A 16,608-nucleotide genomic window follows, 5' to 3' on the forward strand; every position below is an offset into this window, starting at 1 on the left:
GCCCTGTGTGAACAGGGCAGCGGCATCAGGGTATACGAAATGAAAGACACTGATATGAATTCTGGACCACACGCGCAGGCAGCAGGCGCTGGTAAAAACGCTGAAAATGACACCCAACAGACGTTAGAGATGCTGCAAAAAAGCGACCTGGAGATGGTTCGCGTGCTCGACGATCTGATTTACCTGCTGATCCGTAAAGGCGTGATTGCCATTACCGATCTTCCGCCGATGGCGCAGGTTAAATTAATGAATCGCGCGAACGCGCGTCAGGAGCTTGGCGGGTTAGAACAACTGCTTGGGAGTGATGACCGTATTTTTTAGCTGATGCAGGCAGCCGGCTTGTAGGCCGGATAAGCGAAGCGCCATCCGGCGATATACAGGCTGCCTGCTGTTATCACAACGGCGCGGGTTCACCTAATAATTGACCCATTGCGCCATCAATCCCTAATTCCTGCAGTACCTTAAGCTCACCTTCCGTTTCAACACGTTCGGCAATCAGCGGCAAATCAATACTGCGCGTGGCGCTGCACAACACTTCAATAAACAAACGTTTATCGTTTTCTTCATCAATATTGCGGATATAGCTGCTGTCGATTTTCAGATAAGCAAGCCCCCACTGCGACAGATGACCGATCATGTTGAAGCGACTGCCGAAGTGTTGCAGACCGAGCGCGCAGCGATGCTGGCCTACAGCTTTGACAAATGCCGCCATCTGATGTGGTCCCGGGAGCTGATTTTCATCCAGCTCCAGAATCAACTGATGGGCTAATTTCGGTGAATAGCGCAGCGGATTGAGCAGGTCAGCAATGGCGTTCGCACTGGCGACAGAACTGCCTGAAATACTCAGCGCTAATTTCCCCGGTGCAGTTTTTAGTTGGTTCAACGTCAGTTTCAGCATCACTTTATCGAGGCGATGGCTCCAGCCAAAGCGGTGGATCCACGGCAGGAAACGACCGGCGGTAATGGTGTTGCCCTGTTCGTCGATAATGCGCGACAGCACTTTGTAATGCAGGATTTTGTCGGGCGAGCGGCAATCCACTACGGGTTGATAAACCAACTGGAATTGCTGATTTTCCAGCGCATGCTCAAGGCGAACAAACCACAAATGCTGATCTTCGGTAGCCGCTGGCACCTCGGTGGTGGGAACCACCTGATGGTCGGTATGCGTTTCTGCTTCCACCAGCAGGCGATCGGCCTGGATCAGCAATGACTGGGCGTTATCTCCGGCGCTGAATGGCACCATGCTGGTATAGGCGACCGGCTGTTGGTCTGACATACCGGTGGCATAAAAGGCCGTCAGCTTCTGACACAGCGAATTGCCCATGTCCAGCATTTCACCGTGCGTAACCCCCGGACAGAGCAGGGCGAACTCGCCGCCGCGAATGCGCGCGAGGGTACTGTCGAGAGAGGCATATTTTTCTTTATGCGCGTTCAGCAGGTTGGCGATATTGAGCAACAGCTTATCGGTATGCGGGCCGCCAAAACGCTGATTCAGACCGCCTAAGTCCTGAACGCGAACCAGCATCAGATACCCTGGCGCCGTATCGGCATCACTTAGCCGCGCCTGAAACTGCATATCGAACGCGCGGCGGTTGGCAATTCCGGTCTGGCTGTCGAGATAAGCTTCATTGTGCAGACGTTCGCTATAGACAGCTTGCTCTTCAAATAACGACTTGAGCTTCGCTGCCATCAAATTCATGGCGTTAACGACGCGGCGTAATTCCGGTGTTTTTGGCAGTTCCTGTAGCGTCAGAAATTCGCGGCGGGCAATGGCTTCTGACTGTTTTGCCAGATAATTGAGCGGGCGCAGCAGTTTGCGCAGCAGCAGAATGCCAGCGATTAAACAGACGAGACTACAGGACAGCATCCACAGCAGATTGCCCAGGGTGTTGTCCCACAGACGCTGTACGGCAAAGATCGGATCGCTGGTCACTTCCACACGAGCGGCCTGCTGCCAGCCGCGCATAATTGTCGCCTCGCCGGTTTGCGGAGTCACATCCACCAGATCAACAAACCAGCCGGGAACATTGGGAATCGACGCCGCCGCGCGGCGCTCAAGCATCGTTTTGCCGTTTTGCAGATCGACAATACGGATTTTTTTGTAGTAACCGCTATCGAAAATGGAGCTAACCATTAGCTCGATCATCGCCGGATCGTTGACGTTGGGGGTCAGCGAAACGCCCAGCGCGGTTGCTGCATCCTGGGCATGTGAAAGGAGTTGGTTATTGGACTGATCGCGAGAGCTTTCTAACGTCACGATAAAATTGCCGCTAAACACAACCATCATAAAGAGAGAGATTGTCAGGAGTAACTGTTTAAAAAGAGACACAGGTGATTCCTATTTATCCATCGGGAAGCCCTCTTCCCGCATTTTGATGAAAACTTGCTGCCAGCGAGAAAGTCTCTTGCTGTCGCCAACGCGCTTATTGTTCTGATTGCCCGGAAGCCAAAGGCCAGTGTTGTTAAAGGAGTAAACGGGTAATAAATCCATACGCTGGGTGGCCGGTGAAATGGTATTGGTCAGGCTGTCGAGTACCAGAGGAATCGCTTCAGGTGTGAGGTACCAGGTCAGCACCATATGCGCCCGGTTATAGCGCATGGCCTTAACATAGGTAATACGCAGTTTGTCTTCGGAGATGCCCAACTGGCGAAGAGTGAAATATTTAGCGATCGCGTAGTCTTCACAATCCGCCTCACCTTTGCGCAGTGATTCAATGGGGGTTGCCCAGTAATCGACGTCATGCCAGGCGTCAATATCTTCGGTATAACGGAGCTTATCGTTAAAAAATTGGTTTACGGCGTGTAATTGTGTTTGTTCGTCTGCATTACGCAACTGGAGCAACAACTGCTGCCAGGCGTTGATCCGCCGTTGCGCTTGCGGGCTTGCGGGGCCGTAAAGCGCATCGGATTTCTGCTGGATGCTGGCAAAATCCCAGGCGGCGCGCAGCGAATGGACGGTCAATAGCAACAGCAGCACCCCGGGGATTTTCCACAGGCGCAGCAGGCGGTGGTGTAAAGAGCGGCTGATAGTGTTCAATTACTATGCTGACAGCTGCCTGGCGATGGGATTTTCATCTTTTCGCAGGACCAGGGAGACAGCCACTTTTTGCGTAACTGCGCGTTGATCGGTGAGGCGAAGAAATCTTTCAGCGTGCTGTTAACAAACGTCACGAACTGCGGATCGTTTTTCCTCATCATAATGGCATAGTGCATATCATTGCCGATGCTCTGTGCCGACACGCTGAACAGTTCCGGTTGCTCGCTATCCTTAATCAACGGCCAGGCCAGAACATCATCAAGGAATAAGGCGGCGGCTTCATTATGCGCCATCTTGTCAAACGCACCGTTTATCGTGGTGGTAGTAATTGTCGAAATATTAAGATGCTGCTCTCTGTTGGCTTTATTAAACTCCAGCAAATCTTTTGAGCTTCCAGGCAGGCTCACCGTGCGGCCTTTAAGATCGACAATCGAGTGGATATTATTTTTACGTAACGCAATGATGCGCATTTTTGCGATGTAATAGTTGAGAGAAAATGAGACGCTGGATATCCGCTCCGGCGCATTGGTATTTACGCTACAGTCCATATCAATTTTGCGCGTGTTTAATGCGGTAAAGCGTTCCCCAAAGCTCACGGGAATATAATGAATAGTTAAGCTATTGAGCTTAAGATACTGGCGCAACTTATCGGCAATTATGTTACATACCGCAATGGTATAACCCGTCACCTTGCCATTGTGGTCGGTAAATGAAAATGGCGGTAACTGGCGATATCCCACGTTTAGCACGCTGCTGTTCTGAATATGGTCGAGCGTCGCGGCATTTTGCTGAGCCATCAGCGCAGGGGAGATGACGATACCTGCCAGTAGGATCAGCCATTGCACCGTACGTTTCACCCTTGCCATTTCACGATTAATTATATTTTTCATAATCAAAACTGATCTTCTTTTTAGCAGCCGTTAGTGCTTTCAGGTTATCTGACATGGGAATGTTTAAATTGATGGATTTCGGCGGAATCGGTGACTGAAACCATTTATTGTACAGCGCAGTAAAGTCGTTGCTGGTCATCAGAGAAGACAACGTGCCATCAACAAACTCTTTAAATTCTTTATCATGTAACGGGAGCAACAGGCCCGCTGGTAGCGGGGCGCTGAGTGCAATATCTGACAGCGCATACTCCTCAGGGTTTGGTGTTTGAGCAATCATCCCTTTGAGTAATACCGTGCTGGAGATCAGTGCTGAATACTCCCCGTTCTTCAGTTCGTTGAAGGCCGTAATATTATTGGTGTCGAGTTGAATATTAATATCCAGATCATTCGCGGCATTCACTTTTTGCAGTTGCTCAACGTAAATCGTACCGCTTTTTACCAGTACGCTATGTCCAGAAAGCTTAGCCAGGTTGTCGCTGCTTTCGGTTTTACGCATCACAAAGCGGGTGCTCGAAAAATAAAACGGCAGGGAGAACTCGCTCATGCTGTGGCGGCTTTGTGAATAAAAGGCAGGTATGCACATGATGTCTGCCATGTGGTTTTTAATCAGCACAAACTGCGATGCTGAATTGGCTTTTACCCACTCTATTTTCAGGTTTTTTAGCTGGAGTTTGGTCTTGAGCGCGCTGACGATACTGTTGCAGATATCAATGGAGTAGCCCGCAGGGGTATTTCCATTTTGCCAGGAGAAGGGAAACGCATCATCCTGATAGCCAAGGGTAATGGTTTTCTTGCTGGCGATCTGTTCCAGCGTATGCAGTTGCTTATCTGCCATGCATGGCGTGGCCACTGCCAGCAGCACCACCATCATGAGCAGGCGTTTTGCCAGGCGAAAGATGTCAGGCATTGCTCAGACCTTCTTCAATAACCTCTTCGGCAAACGCGGAAAGCACCTCATGTTCGCGAAGCGGATAGCTAAAGAAATAGCCCTGAACATTCTGGCACTCTATGTCGCGCAGGATGTCACGCTGCTGCGTGGTCTCCACCCCTTCAGCAGTGACCGACATATTGTACTTATGGGCAAACTGAATCAGCATCACAATCAAATACTGGCTGGCATTATCCTGCTGCAGCTTATCGACCAACGTGCGGGCGATCTTGATGCGGGTGAAAGGATAAATCAGCAGGTAATCCAGCGCCGCATACCCGGTTCCCAGATCGTCCATGGCGATTTCGATGCCCATAGCGCGGATCTCTTGCAGTACGGGTAAGGCGATTGATCTATCCAGTTTCTCGGATTCGGTGATTTCTATTTCAAGGCGATCTGCCGCGAGTTGGCTGATGCGTAAGGCGTCTTTGATCACATCCACCAGCCCCGGACTGTGCAACTGGTAGGCCGATATATTGACGGCAATTCTGGTGCGCTCCGGCCATTTAGCCGCCGCTTCACAGGATTGACGAATAATCCATTCGCCTAAACGTACAATCAGGCCGGAACTTTCGGCTATGCTGATAAAATAATCTGGGTAAATCAGTCCCTTGCTGGGATGATTCCAGCGGATCAGCGATTCATACCCATACACGCTTTCATCTGCCAGGTTTATGATTGGCTGGTAGTGAAGTTCGAACTCCTTGTTATCAATACCATCAATAATTTCCTGATTAATAAACAGGCTGTGGGTCTGCTTCATCACCATGCCGTCTTCAAAGAAATGGAAGCAGCCGCGGCCATGATGCTTAGAGGCATACATAGCAAGATCGGCATTGATCATCAGTGTCGAGGTATTGTTGCCCTGATATGGCGCGGTGGTGATACCGATGCTACAGCTGATGGAAAAAGTATGCGTGCTCCAGGTGAATGGGGTACTCAGCGCACGAATAATGCGTTTTGCCAGGCGATTCGCCTCTCTGATGGCGTTGTCGCTGACATGTTGCAGGATGGCGAACTCATCACCGCCCAGACGCGCCGCGATGTCGTCAGGGCCGAGCAGCAATTGCAGGCGCTGGGCCACGCTAATTAACAGTTCATCCCCGGCTTTATGGCCGAAGGTATCGTTGACCGGTTTGAAATTGTCGAGGTCAATCAATAGCAGGTTGAACGGTTTTTCATCCAGATGAATTTCACTGACGCGCTTATCTAGCGCCTGGCCAAACGAAACGCGGTTGGGTAAGCCGGTTAGCGAATCATGATGGGCCATATGCTCCATCTTTTGCGACATTTCATGCATGCGTTGCAGATAACCGCGCTCTTTCATGGCGACGCGCAATTTCTCAATCGCTCCTGCGAGATGCCCAATTTCATCGTCCTGATCAAGATAAGGGGTAATGCAGTCGGTCTCTTCATGGGCAATACGGGTGAGGGAGTTGATCAGCAGCGGAACCGGTCGGAATAAGCGGCGCATAAACAGCGTAACCAGCGCCAGCGTCACCAGCAAAATCAGGACGAAAATGATACAGCTCTTTTTCAGCATCGCATCGTAGGTAGCGTACAACTCACTTTTTTTACCGATGCTGCTTATCAGGCTCCCGAGGATCTCGCCGGAAGGCGTCAATATCGGGACGGCGCTGATGAAACACTCTTCGCCATTGATCTGGGCGAAGCCAACATAGTAATTGACCAGCACATCGCGCGGCAAACGACCAGAGAAGGAGATAATTCCTTCGCCATTTTCAGACTTGTTGTTAATCCCAACATACCCTTTTTCCGGCGTATAGAGAAACAGCCAGGTGGGGCTGTGCGTCTGCACTGATGCCAACGCCAGGACGTCTACCGGGTTATAACCCGTTTGCAGAATGGAGTCGGTGTCGCCAAGTTGTCTGTCGGAGACGATGCGTGAGATCTGCCCGGCATCGCTGGTTTCAACCGAAACGGTGGTGTACACGCTGCGGATAATGTAGGTCATAATCTGCGCATTCGCCTCAGCGCGCTGCACCCACTGTTGATAAGAAAAGCTGTCTATCAGGCTCCAGTTGGTAAAGGCGCCAGCGCTAAAAGCAATAACGATACCCACCAGCAAGAATTGCGTTATTTTGCCAGTGATGGAATGTTGCCACCCTTTTATTGCTTTAAGGGAAAACAGAGACTTTGCCACGGATTATGTTAATTCCTGAATTGATTATGCGATGCTAAATTTATTTCTGTTATTTCTTAATGGGATATTATTGTTGCAAATAAGTAGATGAAAGATGTGAAACGTAATGACGTAACAAATAACTAACATTGAACCAGGATGAGTAATGACAACAATAACGGTATGCGAATATAGATAACGCTGTGCTTATCGTCAACAGGCAAAAGTGTTCATAAAAATACATTTTTCATTATGCCTCATCCAGGATATTAATGTTGACATTAAAACGACAAGGCGTGTTTTTTGTTTGTACTGGTTGGAGGTGTGGTGAAGTTGTCAGTAAGGTGTGGTTTTTATATTTAGCATCAATGAATTAGCTATGCTATTAAGTGAGTGTGCTGTAGTTTCATCCCGCCGGGATGTCCATTTTTGTCTATTAATGAGTATTTATTTCCTGATCTGATATGAATAAGATGCTCGCTTCAATATAGAGCCTAACTTTATTTTCTCAGTGCGCGGTCAATGTTGACAATTTTGCTATGGTTCAGCGACTGACCCAAAAGGATTTGTTTGTGACATTCGAGTCTGGATTAAAGTCCTATTGGTATAGTGCATAGCGGATAAATTGATTTGGACGCGATAATAAATACTCACACAGCAAAAAGCATTCAAAAATGGTGCCTGCCACTTGCTTTGCCTGGCCTGTTATATCCACTGGCACAATATCTTAACGGCTATTGTCTTCTCAATAATAATATTTTAACAGTTTACGATCTCAAACTCGCCGTATTTTCCGCCGCATTGGTTCTGTTTGGTTTTCGGGTATTGCCGGGATTTATTCTGTTTCTCGCCTTGATGTTCGTAGTGGGGCCACAAAGCGAGCGGGTGGATGCGCTGTGTCTGGTTATGGCCTCAACCTTTAGCTATGCCGCTTATCGCAACGTTACGGGCAGACGCAGCTGCGCCAGTTTTGGCCGTATAAAAATCAGCCTGAGCCGCCTGATTTGGCTATGCGGCTTTAACATCCTGCTCTATCTGTTATTCAGCAGGATTTTTGCCGCGTTCGTCACCCATGGTCATCGCCCGGATGTGGACAATATTCCGGTTATGAGCCTGGAGATGCTGGTACGTATTCAGGGAATCATCAACGGTTGCCTGACGGGTATCCCCTTTTTCTACAAAATTTATCGCATCATTCGTCGACCGTCTTACCTGTTGACCTTTATCAGAGCGATTGTCTTTCAGTGTAAAGGGAATATCACCGCCTTTGGCGTCAGCATCTGGTGTATTTTGCTGATTTCACTGATGTTCTGTTTGACGTCACCGCACAGTCCGAACATCTTTTTTTCTTTCTATAGCCTGATCCTGTTATTTCCATTGATGCTGTGGGGGGCGATTAAGATTGGTCACTCGTTCACCATGCTGGTGTGGACAGTCGTACTGATTATTTTAGGCAAACATAACGACAGCTATATCGCCAGCGACATCAATTTCATGCTGCATCAGGCGCTGGTTTCCACCCTTATTTTTGTCTTTTCACTCACTATTGTGATCATGGGAGCGCTGGCAAAATTTACCCGTCAGCGGTTTAACCAGGTCCTGCTGTTGGGTCTGACTGACCCGATGACGGGCATGGCGAACCTGCGTGCTCTGAAGACGGAGTTGTTTACCACTGAGGGGGCGACGGTATGCCTGATACAGATCCCCGAGCTGGAGCTCTTTTCGCGCCGCTATGGTTTTCATTTTCGCGCCCGCTACCAGAAGATCCTTGCTGAGCATCTCAGGAGTCATCTGATCAAAAGCGAGAAGGTCTATTATCACGCGGGTTATGATCTGCTTATCCGCCTGGAAAATGGGACCTGCGAGCGGTTATGCGACCTGTACCAGGCTGCCAATAGTTTTCGCCTCTTCTACAACAATCACCGGCTGGGTTTTCGCAGTGGTTTGGGCTACTGCCTGATTAACGATCATAGCGATGATATCTACCAGCTGGTGGGTAAGCTCGGCATGGTCGCCGGCTTATCCCTGACCAACGGCAGGCCGGAAAACCTCGAAGCGCAGCATAGCCGGGTCCTTGGCAACCACATCGTTGATAAAACTGAAATCCGTACCGCATTGCAAAATGCGCTGGATAATAATGCCTTCGTTCTGATGGCCCAGCCGATAGTCAGTACCCATGGCGAAGCGCCGTATCATGAAATATTGATCCGTATGCTCAACGAACGGGGGGAATTTATTCCACCAAACAGCTTTCTGCCGGTTGCCCATGATGCGGGGCTGGCGCCGGATATCGATCTCTGGGTTATCGAAAACACCCTAAAGTTCATGCGCACCCATCCGCAGCGCTGTTTTGCCATTAACCTGGCACCAGTCACGGTATGTCGTTCAAATATCGTGTCCAGAATCACTCAGCTTCTGCACGATTACGCTGTGGAGCCGCAGCGGATTATTTTTGAAATAACCGAAGCGGATACATTATCAGATAAAGAACAAACCGTGGAAACCCTGAGCTTAATACGTCAGTTGGGATGTCGCGTGGCGATTGATGACTTTGGTACCGGATTTGCCAGTCATGCGCGCTTGATGAATATCGAAGCAGACATTCTGAAAATAGACGGTTCTTTTATTCGACGGATCACCGAAAGCGAGATCAGCTACTACATCGTCGAGTCATTCTGCCGTGTCGCTGAAATGAAAAATATGCAGGTCGTCGCCGAATTTGTCGAAAACGCCAATATTCAGGCATGTCTGGAAAAAATGAATGTTGGGTGGTTACAGGGATATCACATTGGCAAACCTACGCCATTGCTCACGTTGGAATAGCAGGGCGCTAACGCCTGATGGCCAAAAAAGTAACTTCTTCTCAGGTAGAGAATAAAAATCATGAGTGACATTAGTAAAGTGAAGAATCGAACGGTGGGCGCTGCCGGTATGGGACTGCGCGCCCGGCTGCTCTCATGGCTACACAATATCCATCCCGGTGTGGCGATGAAGCTCGGTATGATTCTGGTTTTTTGTATTGCAACGCTGCTGATCGGTGCCTCTTTTATATTATCTTCTTACCTTTCCCGTGAATTGCAGGCTAATGCCCTGGAGATGATTAAAACCAACACGCGTATTTTCCACAATAGTATTTCTAATGAATTCCAGCGTGTCACCCGCGATGCAGAGCATTACAGTAATGTTTATATTAATAATTACCAAAACGTTGCCGATAAACCGCTGCGTTATATGGATGCAACTGAATTAAAAGCGATACTGAGCAATCCCAATACTAACGCGCATTTCACCGAATTAACCAGCGTATTTGCCAGCACATTTATTTTGCAAGGCGAGCAGTTTGTGCGCGTTAGCAGCACGTTATTGGCAAGCTCTGGCAATACGGCCACCGCAACGGCATTGGGGCACGATAACCCGGCATTGCCGCTACTGCTGAAAAACAAACCATTTTCGGGTGTGGTCACGCTGTTCGGAAAGCAGTTTATTAGCCACTATGAGCCGATAGCCGATAAATATGGTCAGGTCGTTGGCGCGGTTGCGGTGGGATTCGATGTTAAACAAAGTCTGCAACCGATTATTCAACGTTTGTTGAATGTGCATATTGGTAAAGAGGGTTACGCCTACGTGCTGGATGCCGGATTCGAACCGGGTCGTATGTTGGTCCATCCATCGTTGAGCAATCAACAGGCGATTAATATCACCGATGCCAATGGCTATAAGCTGTTTGCCGATATCCTCGAACATAAAAATGGCATCACTTACTACAACTGGGTAAGTCGCTACGGTACGCCGCCGAGGACTAAGGTTGCCGTCTATGAATATATCGACGGGATCGACTGGATCATTGCCACCACCAGCTACGTTGATGATGTATCCAGAAGCAGTAACCTGGTACGCAATGGCCTGTTGTTGTTCACGGCTTTCCTGTTACCGGTCATTTTACTGCTGATTGCCGTTGCCAGTCGTTTTCTGATTTCACGCCGTTTAAACCGCGTACTCGGGATTGCGCAGACCATCGCAAAAGGAGATTTAACGGTTGACGTGGAGATCGATCATCACGATGAAATTGGCGAACTGCTGAGTGCGGTAGAGATGATGCGTCAGCGTCTGCACTCGCTAGTCGGCGATATGGTTTCTCACGCGGATTCGGTACATCAGGCGTCACTGCATATCACCGAGGCGGTAGATGGTCAGGCGTCAACCAGCGTGGAAACGTCATCTTCGGTGGCCGAAATTACTTCCACGATGGAAGAGCTGTCGGCCTCTTCTACGCAAATTGCTGAGCACTCGCGGGCGGTGGTGGATATTGCCAACCAGACGCTTGAGGATTGCAATAAAGGTTCAGAGTCGATGTCACAATTGCTGATGCGGATGACGGATATTGATACCGATAATCAGCAAAACATGCGTGAAATTATGATGCTCGGCAATAAGTCGACGGAAATCAGTCGCGTGATGGTGATCATCAATAGCGTTGCCGATCAAACGAAACTTATCGCCTTTAACGCCGCGCTGGAGGCTGCCAGCGCTGGAGAAGCCGGTAAGCGTTTCTCGGTGGTGGCGGCTGAAATTCGTCGTCTGGCCGATTCAGTAACGGAATCGACGGTTGAGATCGAGAATAAGATCAGCGAGATCCAAAACGCGATCAATCGTCTGGTGCTGAACGCGGAGAAAGGCGGCGAGAGCATTAAAGCGGGAGCCAGGGCCTGTAAAGTCAGTGCTGAACATCTGAACGACATCGTCGTTACCGCCGAGCAAACCTCTACGGCGGCGCTACAAATTTCACTATCGACCCAGCAGCAGAAAACGGCGAGCAATCAGGTGGTCATGGCGCTGCGTGAGATCGTCGTGGCCAGTAACTATACCTCGCAATCGATCAAAGACATTTTGGTTGTCAGTCAGGATATGACGCAACTGTCGAAAGCGCTGAAAGAGGCGTCGACGTCATTCACCTTGACGGAAACGGATGTATGAACAGCGGCAATATACGGGTGCTGATCCTTGACCTGGACAGCGCATCGCGTAATGAACTGGTCAGGCAACTGGAAGATCATCCGCACATTAAAGTGGTGGGGCAAGCCGCCCATCGCAGACAAGCGATGAGATTATTACAACAACTGATGCCCGATCTGCTGATTCTGACGCTGGATACCTCAAGACCCGATAACGTTGAGGTTGTGGAAACGATCATGGCGACCAGCGCTATTCCCATCCTTGTGATGCGGTTTTGCCCAGAAAAACAATGGGATGAAGATTATATTTCCCGTGGTGCTCTGGCGGTGCTGCACCATAGCAGCGATTTCCCGCTCTCGACCGATGCGCTGCATCGCAAAGTGGAATTGTTAGTCGGTGTGAAAGTGATCCGTCATATCAAGGGATTACGCCATCCAACCGAACCCGTAATGCCCGCCGCGCGCCCGACGACGGACACAGTAAAGACCCCGCAGGACTGGCCTTTTGTGCTGGCGATTGCCTGTTCGACGGGGGGGCCGCAGGCACTGAGCAAGCTATTACAGGATCTCCCCGGTACGTTTCCATGCCCGGTGCTCATTGCCCAACATATTGCCGATGGCTTCGCAAAAAATATGGTGCACTGGTTGGACAGCGTGACCGAACTGAAGGTGCGGCTGGCGCAGGAAGACGATCGGGTTGAAGCGGGATACGTCTATATTTTACCGCCGGAGCAGCATCTGATCGTCAAGAGCAATCAACGCCTGGCGGCAATCCCCAGACAGGAAAGCGATGTCTATCATCCCAGTTGCAATCTGTTGCTGGAGTCGGTGGCTGAGGTATTTCGCGAAAAGGCCGTCGGGCTGATTATGACGGGTATGGGTAGCGATGGCTGTCGCGGCATTGAGCTTATTTTCCGCCGGGGAGGGCGAACGTTGGCGCAGGATGAAGAGAGCTCGGTGGTGTTCGGTATGAATAAGAACGCGATCGACAGGCAACTGATACACCGCACGATCCCGCTGGACGGTCTCGCGAAGGTGCTGCTATCGATGGCCTTTCACGGGCATTTTGAGAGTAAATTGCCATGATCCCCAATCTTCCTGATTACGCCCGCCTGATCAAAGACCGGGTGGGTTTGCACTTTGATAACGCAATGGAAGCGTTGCTGAAATCGGCGCTGAAACGGCGTATGAGCGAACGAAACATCAGTAATTACTATGAATATTATGAACAACTGCGTATTTCGCAGGACGAGTTTGATCGCTTCATTACGCTGATAACCATTAACGAAACCTATTTTTTCCGCGAAAACGAGACGCTGGATCTGATCTGCGATAAGTGGGTCCCGCGTCTGCTGCAACAGCGCAGCGGCCCGGTACGTATTCTCAGCGCCGGATGTTCTTCCGGAGAAGAAGCCTACTCGCTGGCGATTAAACTGCATGAGAAATACCAGGGCGAAATGGCCCAGCGGATTGAAATTTACGGTTGCGATATTGACCCGGTCATCCTGGCAAAAGCCAGAAATGCCAGCTATTCAAGCTACTCGTTTCGCGGCGTCGACCCAGACATTCAGCAGCGCTACTTTACCCGCTCAGGAAATCTCTACCGACTGCATGATTCGATCCGCGAGAAAGTCTCGTTTCACCGCACCAACATTATAAAAGAGCAGCTGTTGCCGGAAGTGGACATCATTTTGCTGCGCAACGTCTCTATCTATTTCGACACGCCAACGCGTCGTGAACTGCACGGTAATTTGTCGAAAATGCTACAGCCTCAGGGGGCCTTATTTTTTGGCAACGCGGAAACGTTAGCCAACAATTTCGACATCCTGAAGCTGGAGCAGGAAGAGGGCATTTTTTATTTTTGCCATCATCGTGAAACGCCAACAATCGCACCAGTACCCAGGGTAGCGGTACGCGCTCCACGGCCGAGAACGGTAGTGGAGGATGAATCTTCCATGCCCATGGTTCAGAAAAATGATGACTGGCTAAAAAAGGCGCGTGCCTGTCTCGATGATAAATGTTTTTCTGAGGCCGAAAAGTGTATCGCCTGCGTATTGCGCGACGATCCCCGTAATCCGGATGCGCTGCTGATTCAGGGCGTCATTGCCCTCGAACAGCGTCAGTTTTCTCAGACTGCCGGAAACGCGCAGAAGATCCTCGCCCAGGATGAGTGGTCGGCAGAGGCCAAAATGCTGCTCGGCCTGGCGATGATGTGGCAGCGCCAGACGCAGCAGGCTATCGCCTGGTTTAAACAGGTGGTTTATCAGGAGCCGGGTTACTGGCCGGCGCACTATTATCTGGCCGAAATGTACCGTCAAAGCGAGTTACGCCAGCCTGCGCAGCGTACGTATCGCGTGGTGATGCAATTACTGAACGACGAAATGAACAACCCTTCTGCGGTTTGTCGTCTGCGTTTGCCGATGGTGTTTCCTGGCAATACGTTTCGTTTTCTTTGTGAACATCAACTGGCGCAATTTGCCCACCGAAGTGGCAAATAAGAGCGATTATGGCTATCGATCTGAAAAAATTCGTTCTGCGCTTTATTGATGAAGGGAGAGGTCATTTGCAGACGATCAGCGAAGGGGCGTTCCTCCTTTCCGCTGATGAACATACTGAAGCCTGGATAGGTGAGATGTTTCGCGCCGCGCATACCCTGAAAGGGGGCGCGCGGATGCTGAAATTGCAGAGTATCGCTGATGTCACTCATCATCTTGAAGATGTATTAAGTGAGCTGCGTGATAACAAACTGACGCCGGACAGGGCGCTGGGTAATCTGATTCATGAGTCCGTGGAGTATCTTTCGGGCCAGTTGACCCAGCTTTTTGTCAGCGAGGGCGATAATCAGTTGCCACCGGCGGATGCCGGGCTGTGCGAACGCCTGGCCTCCGCCAGCCGGGGAGAAACCGTTACTGTGGCGCTGGAGTCGCCAGCGGCTACGGACAAACCTGGTGTTTCGGCTTCTGCCGCAACCCCCTCCCTGGACTCCGGTATCAAGCAGGCCGATTTCGTACGAGTAAAGCTGAACAAGCTGGATGGCCTGATCGACATCCTCGGGGAAGTGCTCGCCGGACATGATCGCCTTGAACAGCAGATCCAAAACCTGAGTCAGTTGGTCCCCCGATTGCCGGGCCTGAGCGCCGAGCAGCTTCGCCAGCAGATCCATGATTTTAGCGCTCAACTAAAAGAAAGCGTTCAGATCCAGCATTTGCAGATGTTTGAACTGTACGATGTGGCGGCGCGGATCCGCATGCTTCCGCTATCGACGCTGTTTGAGCCGATCTCCCTCCAGGTCAGTGAACTGGCGTCCACGCTGAACAAACAGGTGGTGTGCCGCTTCGTCGGCGGTGAAGTGGAAATTGACCGCCAGCTCATTGACCGGCTATCGGAATCCCTGACGCATTTGCTGCGTAATGCGGTCGATCACGGTATTGGCGAGATCGACGAACGCCTGGCGCTGGGGAAATCGACCCGCGGCACCATTACCATCACCACTCAGCAGGACGGCAGCGGAATATTACTGCGCATCGAAGATGACGGTCGCGGTCTGAATTATGAGGCCATCAGCGCGAAGGCGGTCAGTAAAGGCCTGGTTCCCGCATCAATGGCCGGACAACTCTCCGAGCAGGAGTGTAATGAGCTGATTTTTCATCCCGGCTTTTCCACCAGCAAGATAGTCTCTGAGCTTTCAGGGCGCGGTGTGGGTCTCGATGTGGTGCGCAAAACGGTGGTGACCGACCTGCAAGGTGATTTGCAGGTATACAGTCGCCCGGGCGTCGGAACCAGCTTTAGCCTGCGCCTGCCTGTCTCGCTCACGATGATGCGAATTATGCAATTTGAGGAGCAGGGACACCTGTTCGGACTGGCGGCACAGTATGTGGTCGAGGTGGTGGAATGTACCCCGGAGGGGATTAGTGATATCGCCGGGCGACCAGCCATTATTTTGCATAACGAGTTTATTCCCGTGGTATGCGCAGGCGCTCTGCTGGGCATTCACGATCGCCAGGGCAATCTCTCATCGGCGGGACAACGTTTAATCGTCGTGCAGAACCAGTACAGCAAAATGGCGCTGCGGGTAGATAAGCTGCTCGATGAACGCAAGATGATGATCAAACCCTTACCAAAGCATATGCAGCAGCAGTCGCTGGTCTCCGGGATGGTACAGACGCCGGATAACCAACTGGTCAGCATCCTGCAAGTGCCTGCGCTGATGGCGATGGCGCAACAGTCACGGCAAACCAGCGCCCCGGCGCCCGCGACGAGCGTGGCGCAAGATGCCTGGCACGTGCTGGTGGTTGATGATTCCCTCAATACCCGCGAGATAGAAAAAAATGTGCTGGAGGCGCATGGCTATCAGGTCACGTTGGCTGAAGATGGGCTGTCAGGGCTGCAAAAAGCGAAACTGACCCAATTCGATGCCGTACTGACGGATGTCGAAATGCCGTTTATGGATGGTTTTACCTTCACCAAATCGTTGCGCGCAGAGAAAAATTACCAGCACACGCCAATCATCATCGTGACGTCCCGCGCGAAGGAAGAAGACCGACGACGGGGCATTCAGGTAGGGGCGGATGCCTACATCGCCAAAGGCGATTTCGAGCAGGACAGTTTAATAAAAACATTAAAAATGCTTTTGTGCTGATGGCGCAAAATCGAGAGAG

The 16,608-nt window shown here is 50.6% G+C and carries 11 protein-coding genes; 6 read left to right on the plus strand and 5 right to left on the minus strand.

Annotation, left to right across the window (positions count from 1 at the left end; translation table 11 throughout):
* Window positions 1-54: 54 nt before the first annotated feature.
* Window positions 55-321 (plus strand): hypothetical protein, encoded by a 267-nt coding sequence (locus M4I31_RS05015; protein WP_042311152.1) that lies wholly within the window; start codon window positions 55-57, stop codon window positions 319-321.
* A gap of 73 nt (window positions 322-394) precedes the next feature.
* Here M4I31_RS05015 and lapD read toward each other — a convergent pair whose 3' ends face one another.
* Genes lapD through M4I31_RS05040 form a run of 5 tightly spaced genes read right to left on the minus strand, consistent with a single transcriptional unit; the run spans window position 395 to window position 7,019 of the window.
* Window positions 395-2,329, minus strand: a complete 1,935-nt coding sequence (gene lapD / locus M4I31_RS05020; RefSeq protein ID WP_085048842.1) for a cyclic di-GMP receptor LapD — start codon at window positions 2,327-2,329, stop codon at window positions 395-397.
* A 9-nt stretch (window positions 2,330-2,338) separates the two neighbouring features.
* Complete coding sequence (gene lapG, locus M4I31_RS05025) at window positions 2,339-3,028, minus strand: cysteine protease LapG (protein WP_369711622.1); 690 nt, start codon at window positions 3,026-3,028, stop codon at window positions 2,339-2,341.
* Window positions 3,029-3,033: 5 nt separating this feature from the next.
* Entirely contained in the window at window positions 3,034-3,927 is an 894-nt protein-coding gene (locus M4I31_RS05030) for a transporter substrate-binding domain-containing protein (protein WP_085048844.1), read from the minus strand.
* Complete coding sequence (locus M4I31_RS05035; protein ID WP_085048845.1) at window positions 3,911-4,834, minus strand: amino acid ABC transporter substrate-binding protein; 924 nt, start codon at window positions 4,832-4,834, stop codon at window positions 3,911-3,913. The genes M4I31_RS05030 and M4I31_RS05035 overlap by 17 nt, the downstream gene beginning before the upstream one ends.
* A complete protein-coding gene (locus M4I31_RS05040; RefSeq protein ID WP_085048846.1) occupies window positions 4,827-7,019 on the minus strand; it encodes a bifunctional diguanylate cyclase/phosphodiesterase in 2,193 nt (730 codons plus the stop codon). The genes M4I31_RS05035 and M4I31_RS05040 overlap by 8 nt, the downstream gene beginning before the upstream one ends.
* Window positions 7,020-7,691: 672 nt before the next feature.
* Between M4I31_RS05040 and M4I31_RS05045 the strand changes: the two genes are divergently transcribed.
* Genes M4I31_RS05045 through M4I31_RS05065 form a run of 5 tightly spaced genes read left to right on the plus strand, consistent with a single transcriptional unit; the run spans window position 7,692 to window position 16,589 of the window.
* Window positions 7,692-9,821 carry an EAL domain-containing protein gene (locus M4I31_RS05045; RefSeq protein WP_233638780.1) on the plus strand — a complete coding sequence of 710 codons (2,130 nt, stop codon included), beginning with the start codon at window positions 7,692-7,694 and terminating at the stop codon, window positions 9,819-9,821.
* A 60-nt stretch (window positions 9,822-9,881) separates the two neighbouring features.
* Entirely contained in the window at window positions 9,882-11,972 is a 2,091-nt protein-coding gene (locus M4I31_RS05050; protein ID WP_085048848.1) for a Cache 3/Cache 2 fusion domain-containing protein, read from the plus strand.
* Complete coding sequence (locus tag M4I31_RS05055) at window positions 11,969-13,036, plus strand: chemotaxis protein CheB (RefSeq protein WP_085048849.1); 1,068 nt, start codon at window positions 11,969-11,971, stop codon at window positions 13,034-13,036. The genes M4I31_RS05050 and M4I31_RS05055 overlap by 4 nt, the downstream gene beginning before the upstream one ends.
* Window positions 13,033-14,448 carry a protein-glutamate O-methyltransferase CheR gene (locus tag M4I31_RS05060; protein ID WP_085048850.1) on the plus strand — a complete coding sequence of 472 codons (1,416 nt, stop codon included), beginning with the start codon at window positions 13,033-13,035 and terminating at the stop codon, window positions 14,446-14,448. The genes M4I31_RS05055 and M4I31_RS05060 overlap by 4 nt, the downstream gene beginning before the upstream one ends.
* An 8-nt stretch (window positions 14,449-14,456) precedes the next feature.
* Window positions 14,457-16,589 (plus strand): response regulator, encoded by a 2,133-nt coding sequence (locus M4I31_RS05065; RefSeq protein WP_085048851.1) that lies wholly within the window; start codon window positions 14,457-14,459, stop codon window positions 16,587-16,589.
* The last annotated feature ends 19 nt before the right edge of the window (window positions 16,590-16,608 follow it).

Source organism: Citrobacter sp. XT1-2-2, from assembly GCF_023516235.1.
In the GTDB taxonomy this organism is placed as follows: Bacteria; Pseudomonadota; Gammaproteobacteria; order Enterobacterales; family Enterobacteriaceae; genus Citrobacter; species Citrobacter werkmanii.

Bases quoted from the DNA above. Each gene is read 5' to 3' on its own strand.
- M4I31_RS05035 (WP_085048845.1), bottom strand. From the start codon at position 4,834: ATGCCTGACATCTTTCGCCTGGCAAAACGCCTGCTCATGATGGTGGTG.
- M4I31_RS05015 (WP_042311152.1), top strand. From the start codon at position 55: ATGAATTCTGGACCACACGCGCAGGCAGCAGGCGCTGGTAAAAACGCT.
- M4I31_RS05060 (WP_085048850.1), top strand. From the start codon at position 13,033: ATGATCCCCAATCTTCCTGATTACGCCCGCCTGATCAAAGACCGGGTG.
- M4I31_RS05030 (WP_085048844.1), bottom strand. From the start codon at position 3,927: ATGAAAAATATAATTAATCGTGAAATGGCAAGGGTGAAACGTACGGTG.
- M4I31_RS05050 (WP_085048848.1), top strand. From the start codon at position 9,882: ATGAGTGACATTAGTAAAGTGAAGAATCGAACGGTGGGCGCTGCCGGT.
- M4I31_RS05065 (WP_085048851.1), top strand. From the start codon at position 14,457: ATGGCTATCGATCTGAAAAAATTCGTTCTGCGCTTTATTGATGAAGGG.
- M4I31_RS05055 (WP_085048849.1), top strand. From the start codon at position 11,969: ATGAACAGCGGCAATATACGGGTGCTGATCCTTGACCTGGACAGCGCA.